Source organism: Leucobacter faecis (genome assembly GCF_054456635.2).
In genome coordinates this window covers 31,276-46,560 of record NZ_JBTJEP020000003.1, presented here as the reverse complement: position 1 = coordinate 46,560, position 15,285 = coordinate 31,276, and the positions used below count along the sequence as shown (strand labels likewise).

Genomic DNA, 15,285 nt, shown 5'->3' with positions numbered 1-15,285 from the left:
CAGCACTCCGTGACCTGTGTCGGTCCGCTGGGCGTGCAAGAGGACGTGCCCAGCGAGCTGATGCAGGCCGTCGGAATCACGCACCGTACGTCGCGGGCGGGTGATCCGCACCGATACATTCCCATGCAAATCGGCACCCGCGTATTCGCAGAAGGAAAGTGGCAGGGTCTAATCACTGCCGCGCTGTTCAAGCAGCAGGGTGCGATCCGCGCCCTCGGCACTGCCGTGTTCGTCGCCAGCCCCGAGCTGGCCGAGGTGCTGGATCGGCACGACGTGGTGTGTCTAATTCGATGCTGAGAAGAGAAGAAGTCATGTCAAACGAACCGCCGCGGCGCGGGCGCGGGCGCCCGTCTGCTCCGCTCCTGTCGCGGGAGAAAATCGTCGAAGCCGCGTTTGTGGTGCTGGCGCAGCAGGGAGCCGCAGGCTTTAGCCTGGCGCGTGTGGCAGCTCACCTTGGGACGCAGCGCCCCGCGCTCTACAACCACATCGCCGACAAAGATGACCTCGTGGCGCTGATGCGCGATAGTGCGACAGCCGATATCGACTGGTCTGGCTTTGGCGTGCTGCCGTGGGACGAGGCGTTTGAGTCGATGGCGTGGTCGTACCGAGAGGTGTTCTCACGGGAGCCCGAGCTGACGACACTACTCGCCGTTACCCCGATTCGCGCGTCGGCTCGCTCGATTCAGAACCGCGAGCGGTGTACGAGCGCGCTCATTGACGAGGGCTGGCCCGACTACATGGTGACGTCGGTAATCGTGGCGGTCGAGTCATTCATTATCGGCTCAGGGCTAGACGCGCTGGCGGGGCCAGCAACTGATGCGCCCGTCGAGTCACCCGCGACCCTCGCTCGGTCCTTGAAAGCGGCCGAGGCGCACCGCGCGGGGAGCGACATGAGTGCCGCTGACTACGCATTCGGCTTGGGGCTCGACGCGATTCTCGCGGGCCTACGAGAGACGCTGGCGCGTCAGACTCTCTCGGGGTAGCCCTGCGCGAGCGACGACCGTAGCGTTCGCGTAGTCTGGCAACCACACAGCGGCAACAAAGGGGTGGTGTGGTGGGCGCGCAAAACACTGAACAGCAGCTCGCTGAGCTGCGAGCCGAGAACGCTCGGCTCGCGAGCGAGCTCGAGGCGGCACAAGCGGCACAGGCGGCGCAATCTGCGCAGCCTGCGCACGATCCGGCGCAGCAGCACCCGAAGCCGGATCAGCTCCCCGCGGCCTCAGCCCGCCGCCGCTTCGGGCGCGGGCTACTCTCGACCGTGCTCATCATTGTGGGTGCGCTGCTTTCGCCCGTCGCTGTCGTGTCGACCTGGGCGCACCACCAGCTCACCGACACGGCCTACTTCGTCGAGACGTTTGCGCCTCTCGCTGAGGACAGGGCGGTGCAAAACTTCGTCGCAGCAGAGGCTGTCGCCGCGATCGAAGCGCATGTCGACATCGACCAGATTGCAGACCAGCTCTTCGACGGGTTAGACGACCTGGGGCTCGAACCGCGCGCCCAGGCCGCGCTCACGCTGCTCAAAGCTCCCGCCGTGTCGGGGGTGAAGGGGCTCCTCGACAGCACCGTGCACGACTTCGTCGCCTCAGACGCGTTCGCGACGATCTGGCGCGAGGCGCTGCAGATCACGCACACCCAACTCGTCAATACCGCGACGGGCAGAGAGGGCGCCGCGATCACGGTCGCGCGCGGCCAGCAGCTGCAGCTCGAACTCAAACCCGTCATCGAGGCCGTAAAGACGCAGCTCGTGGCGCAAGGGTTTCCGCTCGCAGACAGCATTCCCGCCGTTTCGGGCTCGATCGTCATCGCCGAAGACGCATCGATCGGTGTGTACCTCGCGATCTACCAGACCGTCGTCGCGGTAGGAATCTGGCTGCCCTGGGTAACACTGATCGTGCTCGCCGTGGGGGTGCTCGTAGCGCGCAGGCGCGCCTTCGCACTCGCGGGCGCATCGGGCGCGGTGCTGCTGTCGATGGTGCTCGTGGGCAGCGGCATCAACATCGGGACGAACGTATTTGCGCTCGTCACCGCATCGACGATTCCGCACGACGCGGCGATTGCGCTCTACGGCGGGGCACTCAAATTCGTGACGAGCATGATCGTGTCGCTCGGCACGCTCGCGGCCGCCCTGCTCGTGGTCACGCTACTCGCGGGGCCCTGGTCGTGGGCACGCACGCTGCGCAGGCAAGCGCAGAAGCCCATTGCGGCAGTGCAGTCGATTGCCGAGCAGCACGGCATGACAACGGGCAAGTTCGGCGACTGGTTGTATCGCTGGCGCAGGCCCGCCCGGTATGCGGTCGGCATCGTGTGCGCCGCCCTGATCCTGCTCTTGCGGCCCCTCACCCCCGGCACGATCGTATGGATCGCGGTGCTCGGCGGCGCGCTCTTCGTCGCGATAGAAGCGCTCGCACGGCGACAGGCGTAAGCTCGAAGCGAGACCGGTGCTGGCACGGCACCCGCCACGATCAGGGAGGATGCAGTGGCCGACATTTCACCGCACACTGAAGACCCGCAGGGCCCGCTCGCGAGCGCGCTGCTGCGCGAGCACCACGAGATCGACGCTGGCATCGAAGCCTTCGCGGCGAGTGCTGCGAGTACTACTGCCCCGCCCGTCACACCCGAAGCGATGGCGGAATGGGCGCGGCCGCTCACCGACGCGATGACCGCTCTGCGCCGGCACATCTACCTCGAAGAGGTGATCGTGTTTCCCAAAATTCGGCAGGGTGCGCTCATGATGGCGGTGATGGTAATGATCCGCGAGCACGGCGAGCTGTGGCGCGCGATGGACGCGCTCGAGACACAACTTGCGAGCGTGTCTGCTGCCTCGGGCACATCTGGCGCGGTAAATTCAGTGCCGGATCCCGATGCGCTGGTGGCTGACTGCCGCGGCATGCTCGAACTGCTCGAACGCCACAATATGAAGGAGGAGCCGGTGATCTACCCGCACCTCGACACCGATCTAGACGGCCCCACCGAACGCCTGCTGAGTGCGTTTTTGGTGGAGGGCGAAATGCCTGAGGGGTGGGTGTGTGAAGCAGCCCGGTAACGAAAATATTCTGCAGCGTGCGGTGGCGGCGGCGCTCAGACACCGCATCGTGCGCTCGTTCTTGCTGTACAGCGAGAAGCGCGGCTCTGAGCTTGCCGACAGCATCACCTATCGGGCGCTGTTTAGCGTATTTGCTGGCGTGCTGCTCACGTTTTCGCTGGCCGCGCTGTGGCTCGGTAGCGACCACGATGCGCTCAAAGCGGTCGAACGTGCGCTCAACACCGTGATCCCGGGGCTCGCAGACATCGTCGACATGGAGCAGGCGACGGCTCCGATCGAGTTCACGATCGTGGGTATTATCTCGCTGCTCGGTCTCGTGGGCGCCGGTATCAGCGCAATTGCAAGCCTGCGCACCGCGCTCGGAGTGCTCGACGACCGCATCCATGACGAGGGCAACTTTGTGTGGGTGCTGCTGCGTAACCTGTTCGTGGGCATCGGGTTTGCGGGTCTTGTGGGCGCTGCCGCCGTGCTCAGCATCGGTGCCGACGAGATCGTGGCGTGGCTGCTGCCCGCAATGCAGATCGATGAGGGCTCGTTCATGGCACGGGCGATTACGCGCGTGGCCAGCGTGATCGTCGTACTCGTGATTGACGCGGTTGCGGTCGCGCTCGTGTTTCGAGTGCTGTCGGGTATTCGCCCGCGCCAGCGCGATCTGTGGAAGGGGGCGGTGCTGGGAGCGGTGGGACTGACGGTGCTGCAGCAACTGTCGAGCCTGTTTGTGAGCGGGGCCACTTCTAACCCGTTGCTTGCCTCGTTTGCGGCGTTAATCGCGCTGCTGCTGTGGCTCAACCTGTCGGCGCAGGTGATCTTGATCGCCAGCTGTTACATCTTTACCGCGACGACCGAGGCACACGACAAGACCGGCCTCGAGCAGGGCGCGCACACGCTCGCGCAGCGGCGCCTTAAACGCGCAGAAGACATGATGCGCGTGTCCATTGAAGAGCTCGAAGCTGCGCAGAAGGCCGAAGCCGACGAAGCTTCGCGTGCCGAGAAGAAAGCCGAACGAGCGGCTCAAAAGGCGGCCCGATAGACTGCCCCCAGAGCCCCTGGAGGTAAAGTGACCGCGAAGACGCTGCCTGTAGCCGAACATACCGAGCGCGAGCTCGTGATGGTTTCAAACCGACTGCCCGTCGACCGAGTAACGCTCGAAGACGGCACGACGAGCTGGCGTGCCTCGCCCGGCGGGCTTGTCACCGCCGTCGAACCCATCGTTGAGCAGCTCGGCTGCGTGTGGGTGGGTTGGGCGGGTGATGCGGGTGAGCAGATCGAGCCGTTTGATGTCGGGCGCATGCGGCTCGCCCCGGTGATGCTCAGCGAAGACGAGGTCGCCGAATACTATGAGGGGTTCTCGAACGGTACCCTCTGGCCGCTGTACCACGATGTAATCGCGAAACCCGAGTACCACCGCGAGTGGTGGGACCGGTACAGGATCGTCAACCAGAAATTTGCTGACCGGGTGGCACAAGAAGCAAGCCAGGGCGCGATTGTGTGGGTACACGACTACCAATTGCAGCTCGTGCCCGACATGCTGCGCGCCGCCCGCCCCGACCTGACGATCGCATTCTTTCTACACATCCCGTTTCCACCGCGGCGTATCTTCGCGCAGCTGCCCTGGCGCCGGCAGATCGTCGAGGGGCTCTTGGGCGCCGACGTGATCGGGTTTCAGCGCGTCGCCGACGCGATCAGTTTTCGCGCCGTCGCCGAACGGTACGCGAAGGCGCCCGCGATCGGCAACACCGTGGTGGCGCCCGCCCACAATGGCCACCCGAGTCACACCGCGCTGGCACAAGAATTTCCCATCTCGATCGATGCCGCGGCGTTCGCCGAGATCGCCTCACGCCCCGAGATTCAGGCGCGCGCACAAGAGATTCGCCACGACCTCGGTAACCCCAAGACGATCATGCTGGGGGTCGACCGGCTCGATTACACCAAGGGCATTCGGCACCGTCTTAAGGCGTTCGACGAGCTCATGGCTGATGGCGAACTTGACCCCACAGACGCCGTGCTCGTGCAGGTGGCGAGCCCCAGTCGTGAGCGCGTGGACGCGTACAGGCTGCTGCGCGACGAGGTCGAAGTGACCGTCGGGCGCATCAACGGCGAGCGCGGCACGATCGGCCGCTCGCCCGTCATCTACCTGCACCGCAGTTTCACGAAGGACGAGATGGTGGCGCTGTACCTGGCCGCCGATGTGCTGCTCGTGACACCGCTGCGCGACGGCATGAACCTCGTCGCAAAAGAGTACGTGGCCTGCCGCGATGACGAGCGCGGTGCGCTCGTGCTGAGTGAGTTCGCGGGCGCGGCCGATGAACTCAAAGACGCGCTACTCGTAAACCCGCACGACATCGAGGGGCTCAAGGCTGCGATCTTGCGCGCCGCGCACATGCCCGAGCGTGAGCAAGCCCGGCGCATGCGCGGTATGCGCCGGGCAGTGCACGACAACGACGTTGCGCACTGGGCGCAGAACTACCTGGGCGCGGTGCACGCGGCGGCCGACGCCCGCGCTGTTGCACGCCGAGGCGGCCGCACTGAACCCATTCAGGTGTCGGCGGCGTACGTGCCAAGGCCTGTGGACGACCGCATCAGGCGCCTCGCGGCATCGCCGACGCTCACCGTCGCGATTGACTTCGACGGCACGGTGTCTCCGATCGTGGCGCGGCCGCAAGACGCGCGCATTTTGCCGCGAGCGCAGCAGGCGCTCGACGTGTTGCACACCGCCCCGGGGGTACGGGTCGTACTGTTGACGGGGCGCTCTCTCGAGGGGCTCGCTGAGACACGGGTTTCGAGTGACGGCTGGTTGATCTCGGGCTCGCACGGCGCCGAACTTGAGGGGCTGCCAGAGCTGGCCGCCGAGCTGGGGCAGCCGCTCACCGATGCCGAGCGGGCGCAGCTGCACAAAGCGAAGCGGCGCGTGCAGCGTGCACTCGGGCAGGTGCCCGGTGTGCGGCTCGAAGATAAACCGTTTGGGTTCGCGGTGCACACGCGCGAGGTGGCTGATCCGGTCGAGGCTGACGAGCTGCTCACGGCGGCCGTCGAAATCGGTGAGGCGGCGGGCATGCACACACGGTCGGGCAAGTGCGTGCGCGAGATCGCGGTGCGCGAGAGCGACAAGGGGGCGGTGCTCGGCCGTATCCGCGCGCACCTGCCCGCGGCGCCCGTACTGTTCTTGGGCGACGATGTCACCGACGAAGACGTGTTCACGGTGCTCGGTCCCGACGATCTCGGCATCAAGGTGGGCGACGGCGAGACCGCCGCGAGTGAGCGCATCGCCGACCCCGAGAGCGCGGCCGCGGTGCTCGCGATGCTCGCCCAGCTGCGCACCGGCACCGTCATCGGCTCCTAATCAGCGCCGGATCAGGGCCGGGCAGGCTGACCGGGTAGGGTCGCCAGCGCCCAAGCGCCCAAGCGCCGACGAGACTGCATCGAAACGACGAGCCGGTATCGAAAATGCGTATTTATCGGGCCGGCTCGTTATTTCGATGCCGACTCGTGGTCGCGGCGCTCCGGACTCGTCGCAGCGAGGCTCGCGATGATGTCTTCGGTGTCTCCCTGCTCGACGATGCGGCCGTCACTCATGACGGCGGTACGGTCGGCCACGAGGCGCACCGCCGCAAGATCGTGCGAGATAAACACGATGGACAGGTTGCATCGCTCTTGGAGGTCAGCCAGCAACGACAGCACCCCCCGTTGGGTCGTGACGTCGAGGGCCGAGACGGCCTCGTCGCACACGAGCACATCTGGTCTGGCGGCGAGGGCGCGCGCGATCGCGACGCGCTGGCGCTGCCCGCCCGACAGCTGCGCGGGGTGGGCATCAAGCACGCTGGCGTCGAGTCCCACGAGTGCGAGTAGTTGGGCGGGGGATTCGGCGTCATTGCTTGTGGCGGGCGCGGCACTCGTCGCGACTGTCGCAGCCGTCGCGCCCGCCGCAGCCGTCGCGCCCGCCGCAGCCGTCGCGCCCGGCGCCGCAGCGCGCTGCGCACGGTGTAGCGAAGCTTCGAGGATCCGCTGCACGCGCCACCGGGGGTCAAAGCTTGCGAGCGGGTCCTGTGGAATCAGTCGCACGCGAGTGCCTGGAGCGAGGGTGCGGGTGCCACGCTCGGGGCTCTGGGCGCCAATGATGACGCGACCGAGTGTGGTCTTGCCTGCGCCCGATGCTCCGACAACGCCGAGCGTCTCGCCCCTGCGCAGGGTGAGATCGACGTCAAACATGCCGGCGCGGGTGCCCCCGGGCGCCACGAAACTGCGGCTGGCGCCCTGCAGCTGCAGCACGGGTTCAGCAGAAGGAGTGTGCTGGCGCGCGGGCTTGGGGCCCGTGGGTATCGCGGCGACAAGCGCGCGCGTGGCCGCGTGCTGCGGTGCTGAGAGTACCTGCGCGGTGCCACCCGTTTCGACGATGCGGCCGCGCTCAAGCACGGCGATGCGGTCGGCCACGTGCGCGACGCTGGGCAGATCGTGGCTGATAAGTAGCACGCCCCGGCCGCCCTGCACGATCTCACGCAGCTGCTGCTGCACACGCACCGAGGTGGCCGGATCGAGCGCGGTCGTCGGCTCGTCGGCGATGAGCACGGCGGGGGAGCCGATGAGTGCTGCGGCGATGAGGGCGCGCTGGCGCATACCGCCTGAAAGTTCGTGGGGCCGCTGCCTCAGGCGAGCACGACCGTCCGGTAAGCCTGCACGCTCGAGCGCCGAGACAACACTGGCCCGCAGTGCTGCACCGCGCATTCCGCGTATGGCGAGTGTTTCACCCACCTCCGCTTCGATGGTGCGCAGCGGGTCGAGCGACTGCAGCGCGTCTTGCATGACGAGGGCGATGCCGGTGCCGCGCACCCGACGCCACGCCCTCGGTGAGGCGTGTGTGAGGTCAACGTGTGCGAACTCATTGCTCGAAAGGCTGAGTGCGCTCGCCGACACCCGCCACGAGGGGTCACCCTGGGTGAGGCCGAGCAGCGTACGCGCGAGCACCGACTTGCCCGCGCCAGACTCACCCACGATCGCGAGGCACTCGCCCGGCGCGACCGTCAGTGCGACGTCTTCGAGCACCGGCACACCGTTCGACGTAGTGACGTGCAGCCCCGACACGTGTAACCCCGACACCTGCAGCCCCGGCACCTGCAGCCCCGGCACCTGCAGCCCCGGCACTTGCAGCCCTGCTGCTCCGGGCAGTGTCTGAGCGTACGCGGCAGCGGGCCGCGATCCGGTGCTGGCCAGACCCCGTGAGCGGGCCCTGCCCTGTGAGCGGGGTGCGCCAGCGGCGCGGCCCAGCACGGTGAGTGCGCTCGCGACGGCGACGATCGCGAGGCCGGGAAACAGGGTCATCCACCAGGCCGAGGTGAGGTAGACGCGGCCCGCGTTGAGCATCGCGCCCCATTCGGGGGCGGGCGGGGCGGTGCCGAGGCCGAGAAATCCGAGTGATGACACCCAGATGATCGACTGGCCGACGCCGAGCGTTGCGGCGGCGGCGAGCGGCCACAGTGAGTTTGGGGCGATGTGGCGGGCGAAGACGCTCGCACGCCCCGCCCCGTCGAGCCGCGCCCACTCGACGTAGGCACTGCTGCGCACGCCGCGCACGCGGGCGCGCAGCATGCGGGCGTACCCGGGAATGGTGGCGATGCCGATCGCGAGCACCGAGGAGGCAGTGCCGCCGCCCATCACCGAGATGAACAACAGCGCAAGCACGAGCGTGGGCAGCGCGAACAGCACCTCGAAAAGCCTTGCAAGGGCGCGGTCGGCAAGCCGCGGGCCGAGGCCGGCCGCGAACCCTCCCATAGCGCCGATGCCCGCGCCGATGAGTGTCGCCGCGACGCCAATACCAACCGACGCGCGGGCGCCGTGCACCACGCGGGTGAGCACGTCGCGCCCTGACTCGTCGGTGCCGAAGGGGTGCGCGAGCGAGGGCTGCGCGAACGCCTCTGCTGGGTTGATCGCGAGCGGGTCACCAGGCGCGATGAGCGCGGGCGCGGCCACGGCCGCGAGCGTCACGGCGACGACCGTGATGCTCGCGGCGACGGGCCACGTGATGCGCCGGGCCGTGAATCGTGTGGTCATGCGACGACCTCCTGGGGGCGAGCGGGGCGAGCGGGGCGAGCGGGGCGAGCACGGCGAGCACGGCGTGCACGGCGTGCGCGTCGGTCGGGGTGTGATCCGGAGAGCAGCCGCGGGTCTACCGCGACTTCGATCGCGTCAGTAACGAGCATGATCACCACGTACGACAGCGCGATGATTGCGACGCCGCCCACCACGACCGGCACGTCGCGGCCGGTCGCGGCCTCGAGCAGCAGCCGGCCGAGACCCGGCCGGGCAAAGAGTGCTTCAACGACGACGGCGCCGCTCAAGAGCGAGCCGTAGGCCCAGCCAGACAGCGCCAACGCCGGCAGGGCCGCGTGTCGGATAGTGTGGCGCAGCGCCACGCGCGCCTCAGACGCTCCGCGGGCGCGGGCCGAGAGCGCGAAGGGCGCGCTATCTGCCTCGGCGAGCGATGCGTGCATGACGTGCGCGAGGTACCCTGCTACGGGCACCGCGAGCGTGATGACGGGCAGCACGAGGCCAGATGCGCCCGTGCCGGTGACGGGCAGCAGCCCGAGTCCGCTCGCGAATACGAGAATGAGCAGCGCGCCGAGAAAGAACTGCGGCATCACCGAGGCGATCGTTTCGATGCTGTGCAGCGCCCCGCGCACGAGCCGTGCGGCCCGGCCACGAGTGGTTTGCGCGATCAGCACGCCCGCGAGAGCGAGTGCCCAGGCGAGGATCAGTGAGAGGGTGGCGAGCAGCATGGTCGGTGGAAAGCTCGCGGCGAGCAGCTCTACGACGGGTTGCTTGCGGGCGTACGAGTCGCCCAGCTGCAGTGTGGCGACCTGCCAGAGCTGGCGCAGGTACTGCAGTGCGAGTGGCTGGTCGAAGCCGTAGGCCTCGGCCGCCGCGGCCTGGGCCTCAGGGCTCGCCTGAGACCCGGGGCCGCCCATGACCGCCTCGAGGGGGTCACCCGTCGCGCGCAAAGCGACGAACACGATGGTGGCCGTCGCCCACACGACGAGCGCCGCCGAGCCGAGGCGCGCGAGAATGGCGCGGGCGCAGGTCACGTCTTCGCTTAGCCCTGGGTGAGCTGAGCGTTGATGAACGTGGGCGTGCCTACGGTGCCGAGCGTGGTGACTCCCCGAACGTTGTGTGTGAGAAAGTGGTTCTGCTGGTCGTAGAGCGGCAGCAGCGCGTATCCTGCGAGGATGCGCTCTTGTGCCCGGGCATAGATCGCGTCGCGCTCGGCGCCGGGGTTGGTGGCGGCAGCTTCGGTGAGCAGCGCGTCGACCTGATCGTCGCGCAGCTGCGCGAGATTCGCGAAGTAGCCCGACGGCGCGGGCTCGATGCTGTCGGAGTGGTAGATGATGCGCAGCACGTCGGGGCCCACCTTGGTGTACGGTGCGCTTACCGCCTCGTATTCGTGGGTCGCGAGCCGTTCGTACCAGGTCGACAGGTCGACGGGCTCGAGCTGCACGTCGAAGCCGACGGCGCGGGTGTTCGCCTGAATCTGCTCGAACAGCGACTGCTCTGCCGCCGTCGACTGGTTCGTGCTTACAGGAAAGCGCACCGTGAGGCGCTTGCCATCTTTCTCGCGCACGCCGTCTGCCGCGGGCTTCCATCCCGCTTCGTCGAGCAGCTTCTTTGCTGCTGCCGGATCGGTGGCGAACAGCGCTTCGTCGCCCACGGCGGTGGGCTCGGTGCTGGCGAGCGGCGAGAACGTTTGCGTCGCGGTGCCGTTAAACAGGGTGTCAATGCCGGGGCCGGGATCGGCCGACTTCACGAACGCTTCGCGCACGCGCTGGTCGTCAAAGGGAGCCTGGCTGCTGTTGAACTCGATGCGGGCGGCCGCTCCTGGCCGCGGCGCATTGATGTGCTCGATGCCGGCCTGCTGGGACTGCTGGGCCTGCTGTGCTTGCTCGGCCGCCGCGATATCGGTGGGAAGCGGGTTATCGATGACGTGCACCTCGCCCGAAGCGAGGGCGGCCTGGCGCGTGGCGGCATCGGGGATGAACCGCCACTCAATGCGCTCGATATGCGCCGGGCCCTCGTGGTCAGCCTCGGGGCCGCTCGTCGCGTAGTCATCGTTGCGTGTGAGGGTGACGCGCTGCTGCGGCTCCCATGTGTCAACGACGAAGGGGCCGGTGCCGATGGGTGCCTTGCAGTTGGCGTCCATGCCCCGCTCGATGCCCGCGGGCGACTGCATGGCCGTCCAGGGCTGGCTGAGCGACTCGAGCAGCGCCGAGTCAGGCGCTGAGAGCGTGAACCGCACGTGCGTCGGGTCTACGACCTCGATGCCCGCAATCTTGGCGGTGGCCAGGTACCCCGTTGAAGACTGCGTGTCGGGGTCCTGTAGGTGCTCGATGTTGGCCTTCACCGCGGCCGCATCGAAGGGGGTGCCATCGGTGAACGTGACGTCGCTTGCGAGCGTAAGGTCCCAGGTGAGGCCGTCGTCACTTACCTGCCACGCCTCGGCCAACCAGGGCTGAATGCTGCCGTTTGCGTCACGACCCACGAGTGGCTCGAGGTATTGCGTCGAAAGGAGCGCCTGCGGGTAGTTGCCGCCCACGTGCGGGTCGAGGCAGGTGGGCTCTGCGTCACCGGTCGCGTACACGAGGGTGCCGCCGTGCCCGGGCTCAGCCTGTGCGCCGTCTGCTTGGGGTGCGCATGAGGTGAGCGCGAGGGTGGCGATCACGCAGGCCGAGGTGATGGCGGCCGTGAGTGTCGAGGTGGGGCGAGACTGCATGTGTGTGGCTCTCTTCTGCGAAAACTTGCCAAATACGGCTTTGTTAGCTCGGGTATAACAAATGCGAGTGTAGCGGATGCGCCGATACAGTGGTGGCATGAGCACTCCCTCACGCGGCCGTCCGCCCGCCTCATCCCGCGAGGTGCTCGCCGACGCCGCGCTCGAACTCTTTCTTGAGTGCGGTTATGAGGCCACCTCGATTACCGAGATCACCCGCCGTGTTGGGGTGAGCCGCGCAAGCTTCTTCAACTACTTCACGAGCAAGCCAGAGACCCTGTGGTTTGTGCTCGATGAGCGCCTTGATGCGCTTGAGGTGGCCCTCGACGCACGGGACCTCACGTTCGAGGCTGCGCTCGCCGCCGCGGCGTCGGGTAATAGGCCCGATACACTCGCACTCGCGATCGTCGACGCACGCACGATGGGAGCAGAGGTAGAGCTTGCTAGGGGCCGCGCCGACCGTCAACTGCGCGTGGCGCACGCGATCGCCGCGCGGCTTGAACGAAGCGGTGTGGGCAGCCTTGACGCTCAGATTGCGGGCGGCGGGTACGCGGCGGCGTTATTTGCGGCGGTGTGGTCGTGGGCCGTGCGCGGTGCGGGCCGCCACAGTCTCAACGACGAGATCGCGGCGGCATTCGCCGGGGCGCACCGCCTTATGCCGGGCGGCGATCTTGAAACGCGGTCTTCGGCACTATGAACAACAGTGCGGCCGCCGCCACGAGCGCAGACAACCCACACACGAGCCACACGGTGACATAGCCTGCGAATGATCCGGCGGTCGCGTCTGTTCCGGCCGCAGCACCGGTCGCACCGTGCATGAGCGCGATCCCAAAGATCGCCGAAGCAACCGCGCCGCCCACGGTCTTCGTCGAGTTCGTGAGCCCGGTCGCGACGGCCGTCTGCGAATCGGGCGCGCCAGCAGCGGCCGCGGCGGGCAGCGCCGCGACGAGCGCGCCCGAGCCAATACCGGCGATAAACATGTTCGTGACGACCTGGCTAAACGAGCCGTGAAACGGCACAAACATCAGGTAGCCCACCCCCACGAGCACCGCCGCGAAGGTGAGCGCGAGCCGCGGTGTCACAGCGCGCGCGATACGCGGAAACAGCAGCGCGCCTGTGATCATGCCGATCAGGTACACCCCGATCGCGAGCGACGTGGTGAAGCCGCCCGCGCCGATCCCGTACCCGTAAACCGCAGGGTCGGTGCGCATGAACGTAGACAGCGGCGCCTGGGCCCCGAGCACGCTCATGCCAAACAGGCCGGCCGTGAGGAATACCGGAGCAAGCGCCGGCGAGCGAAACATGCGCACATCGATGACCGGGTCTTTGTGGCGCAGCTCCCACATCGTAAACGGCCACACAAGCACGAGCCCGAGCACGGTGACAATCCAGGCGAGGGGGCTCTCGACCCCGTTGAGGCGCATGAGGCTGAGCCCACCGGTGAACGCGAGAATCGCGAGCGACACGAGCACAATGCCTACCGTGTCGAGTGTGCCGCCGGTCTGATGCTCAGACTCTTGCACGCCAAACAAGATCACGCCAAAGCACACCACCACGAGCAGCCCCGGAATCAGCAGCACGGGTAACAGCGGCAGCGTGTCAATGAGCTGCCCGCCGATGAGCGCCCCGCTGATCGCGCCCGCTTCGAGCGCCGCGACGAGAATTCCGGCCGCCTTTGCCGTAAGCGCGCCGCGCCCTTCGCGGCCGCGACTGCGCGACCAAACCAGAGCGATCTCAAGCGGCAACCACACGACGTAGAAACCTTGAATCGTCCAGCACGCGAGAAACACGGCGAAGTTGGGTGCAAAGGGCAGCGCGAGCGAGGCGAGCCCCGTGATCGCGGTCGACCACAGCAGAATGCGCCGGTGACCCACCATGTCGCCGAGCTTTGCGAGCGCTGGCACGACGAGCGCTGACAGCATCAGCTGCGACCCCTCGAGCCAGTTCACGTCGGCATCGGGCACCCCCAGGTGGCGGGCGATGTCGGTGAGCATTGGCGTGTAATACCCCTGCAGAAACCCGCTCGTGTATTCGACGAACGCGAGAAATCCCACGACGCTCGCCAGCACGCCGAGGCGCGCCTTGCCGCCGGTTTTGCCTGCTGCTCCGGATCGGTGCCCTGCGGTCACTGGGCACCCCCTGGAATCGATTGGATAAGTGCGCGATGAAAAACCTCGCCGCGCACGAGTTCAGATATTTCGACGCGCTCGTCCACGCCGTGAATGGTGGCGCGCAGCTCGCCGGGCATCGCGAGCGGGGCGAACCGGTAGCAGGCCGGAGCAAAAGCGTGAAAGTAGCGGGAATCGGTGGCCGCCATCATCACGTACGGCACCGGCATCGCCTGCGGGTGCGACTCCGCCACGGCGGCAGACAGTAGGGCGAACTGCGCGTTCTCGGCGCTCGACTCGGGGGACGGCTCGCCCGCTTCGAGCACTTCGACCCGCACGTGCCGGTCACCGATGCGGCGGCGTAGCCGCCGCGCGGTGCCCGCGACGCTCTCGCCCAGGGCGATGCGCAGGTTGATGGTCGCAGACGCCTGCGCCGGCAGCACATTCTGGGCTGACCCGCCCGCGAGCATGGTGGGGGCGACGGTGGTGCGCACGAGGGCGGCGGGCTCGCTTCCGAGCCGCGTGAATAGCTTCGCGGTGAGCCACGGTGACGCTGCGAGGGCTCGGTAGAACCACCGGGCCGGGCCACGCGTGCGGGTCGCAAACTTTGTGAGCATCGTTGACACTGCCAGCGGCGTGCGCGCCGCGAACATGCCGGGTGTGAGCCGTGACACGGCCCGTGCGACGCGCCCCACCGCGGTGATGCTGGGCGGCGCCGAGGCGTGGCCGCCCGCACCGCTGGCCGACAAACGTACGGTGGTGGCGCCCTTTTCGCCGACCCCGATCATCGCGGCCTCGCCGCGCACAAAGGGGAGGGGAGCCGCTACGACCGCCCCGCCTTCGTCGAGCACGAGCCAAGGTGTGAGCCCGCGGTCTTGAAACGTTTGTGCAATCGCTCGTGCGGCGTCGCCGTAGGATTCCTCGTTACCTCCGAGCGAGATGTACACGTCGCGCTCGGGCGTAAATCCCGCCGCGAGTAGGTTCTCGACGGCCTCGAGCATGACGAGCAGAGGGCCTTTGTCATCGAGGGCGCCGCGCCCGTGTACGAAACCGTCCTGGATGACGCCGGCAAATGGCGGTACACGCCAGCCGTCTGCCTCTGCCGCGGGCACGACGTCGAAGTGCGCCATTAGCACGACCGGGTCCGCGCTCGTGTCGCGGCCCTGCCACCGGTACAGCGCCCCGAGGTCGGTGATGCGCTCGCGCTCCAGCCGCTCGTGAACGAGCGGATACTCAGCCTCGAGTAGCGCCAGAAACTGGGTGAACGGCGCGAACCCTGCGTCGCCGGGTCCTGAATCACCAAGCTCGGCCGAGACCGTGCGCAGTTGGATCATGCGCGAGAGCCGTTCGGCCGCGCCGGTTCGTGGGACGACAGTGTCTACCAT

General features: G+C 67.6%; 12 protein-coding genes. 7 read left to right on the top strand and 5 right to left on the bottom strand.

From position 1 onward, the window contains the following. Positions 1 to 9 precede the first annotated feature (9 nt). The 6 genes from ACXR2T_RS03225 to ACXR2T_RS03200 all read left to right on the top strand — a co-directional run bounded on the left by ACXR2T_RS03225 (position 10) and on the right by ACXR2T_RS03200 (position 6,383). Complete coding sequence (locus ACXR2T_RS03225) at positions 10 to 297, top strand: relaxase domain-containing protein (protein ID WP_458837882.1); 288 nt, start codon at positions 10 to 12, stop codon at positions 295 to 297. 14 nt (positions 298 to 311) lie between these two features. Further along, on the top strand, positions 312 to 983 hold the full coding sequence (locus ACXR2T_RS03220) for a TetR/AcrR family transcriptional regulator (protein ID WP_458837881.1): 672 nt from the start codon (positions 312 to 314) through the stop codon (positions 981 to 983). 71 nt (positions 984 to 1,054) lie between these two features. Then, positions 1,055 to 2,422: a hypothetical protein gene (locus ACXR2T_RS03215; RefSeq protein WP_458837880.1), complete on the top strand. Its 1,368-nt coding sequence runs from the start codon at positions 1,055 to 1,057 to the stop codon at positions 2,420 to 2,422. A 54-nt stretch (positions 2,423 to 2,476) separates the two neighbouring features. Then, the gene (locus ACXR2T_RS03210) at positions 2,477 to 3,043 is read left to right on the top strand and encodes a hemerythrin domain-containing protein (RefSeq protein ID WP_458837879.1); all 567 of its coding nucleotides are present in this window, start codon (positions 2,477 to 2,479) and stop codon (positions 3,041 to 3,043) included. Further along, the gene (locus ACXR2T_RS03205; protein ID WP_458837878.1) at positions 3,027 to 4,073 is read left to right on the top strand and encodes a YihY/virulence factor BrkB family protein; all 1,047 of its coding nucleotides are present in this window, start codon (positions 3,027 to 3,029) and stop codon (positions 4,071 to 4,073) included. The genes ACXR2T_RS03210 and ACXR2T_RS03205 overlap by 17 nt, the downstream gene beginning before the upstream one ends. A 27-nt stretch (positions 4,074 to 4,100) precedes the next feature. Next, positions 4,101 to 6,383, top strand: coding sequence for a bifunctional alpha,alpha-trehalose-phosphate synthase (UDP-forming)/trehalose-phosphatase (locus ACXR2T_RS03200; RefSeq protein ID WP_458837877.1), 2,283 nt, complete (start codon positions 4,101 to 4,103; stop codon positions 6,381 to 6,383). Between the two features lie 128 nt (positions 6,384 to 6,511). Here the strand turns inward: ACXR2T_RS03200 and ACXR2T_RS03195 are convergent, their stop codons facing one another. The 3 genes from ACXR2T_RS03195 to ACXR2T_RS03185 are packed head-to-tail and all read right to left on the bottom strand — an operon-like array spanning position 6,512 to position 11,795. Continuing rightward, on the bottom strand, positions 6,512 to 9,085 hold the full coding sequence (locus tag ACXR2T_RS03195) for an ATP-binding cassette domain-containing protein (RefSeq protein ID WP_458837876.1): 2,574 nt from the start codon (positions 9,083 to 9,085) through the stop codon (positions 6,512 to 6,514). Further along, complete coding sequence (locus tag ACXR2T_RS03190) at positions 9,082 to 10,116, bottom strand: ABC transporter permease (RefSeq protein WP_458837875.1); 1,035 nt, start codon at positions 10,114 to 10,116, stop codon at positions 9,082 to 9,084. Before ACXR2T_RS03190 ends, ACXR2T_RS03195 begins: the two co-directional genes overlap by 4 nt. Before the next feature lie 8 nt (positions 10,117 to 10,124). Then, positions 10,125 to 11,795: an ABC transporter substrate-binding protein gene (locus tag ACXR2T_RS03185; RefSeq protein ID WP_458837874.1), complete on the bottom strand. Its 1,671-nt coding sequence runs from the start codon at positions 11,793 to 11,795 to the stop codon at positions 10,125 to 10,127. A gap of 97 nt (positions 11,796 to 11,892) precedes the next feature. On the opposite strand from ACXR2T_RS03185, the gene ACXR2T_RS03180 reads away from it, so the two are divergent. After that, complete coding sequence (locus tag ACXR2T_RS03180) at positions 11,893 to 12,489, top strand: TetR/AcrR family transcriptional regulator (RefSeq protein WP_458837873.1); 597 nt, start codon at positions 11,893 to 11,895, stop codon at positions 12,487 to 12,489. On the opposite strand, the gene ACXR2T_RS03175 is transcribed toward ACXR2T_RS03180, so the two are convergent. Further along, entirely contained in the window at positions 12,446 to 13,921 is a 1,476-nt protein-coding gene (locus ACXR2T_RS03175; RefSeq protein WP_458837872.1) for an MFS transporter, read from the bottom strand. The two genes, ACXR2T_RS03180 and ACXR2T_RS03175, sit on opposite strands and share 44 nt — an antisense overlap. Continuing rightward, entirely contained in the window at positions 13,918 to 15,285 is a 1,368-nt protein-coding gene (locus ACXR2T_RS03170; protein ID WP_458837871.1) for a M20/M25/M40 family metallo-hydrolase, read from the bottom strand. Before ACXR2T_RS03170 ends, ACXR2T_RS03175 begins: the two co-directional genes overlap by 4 nt.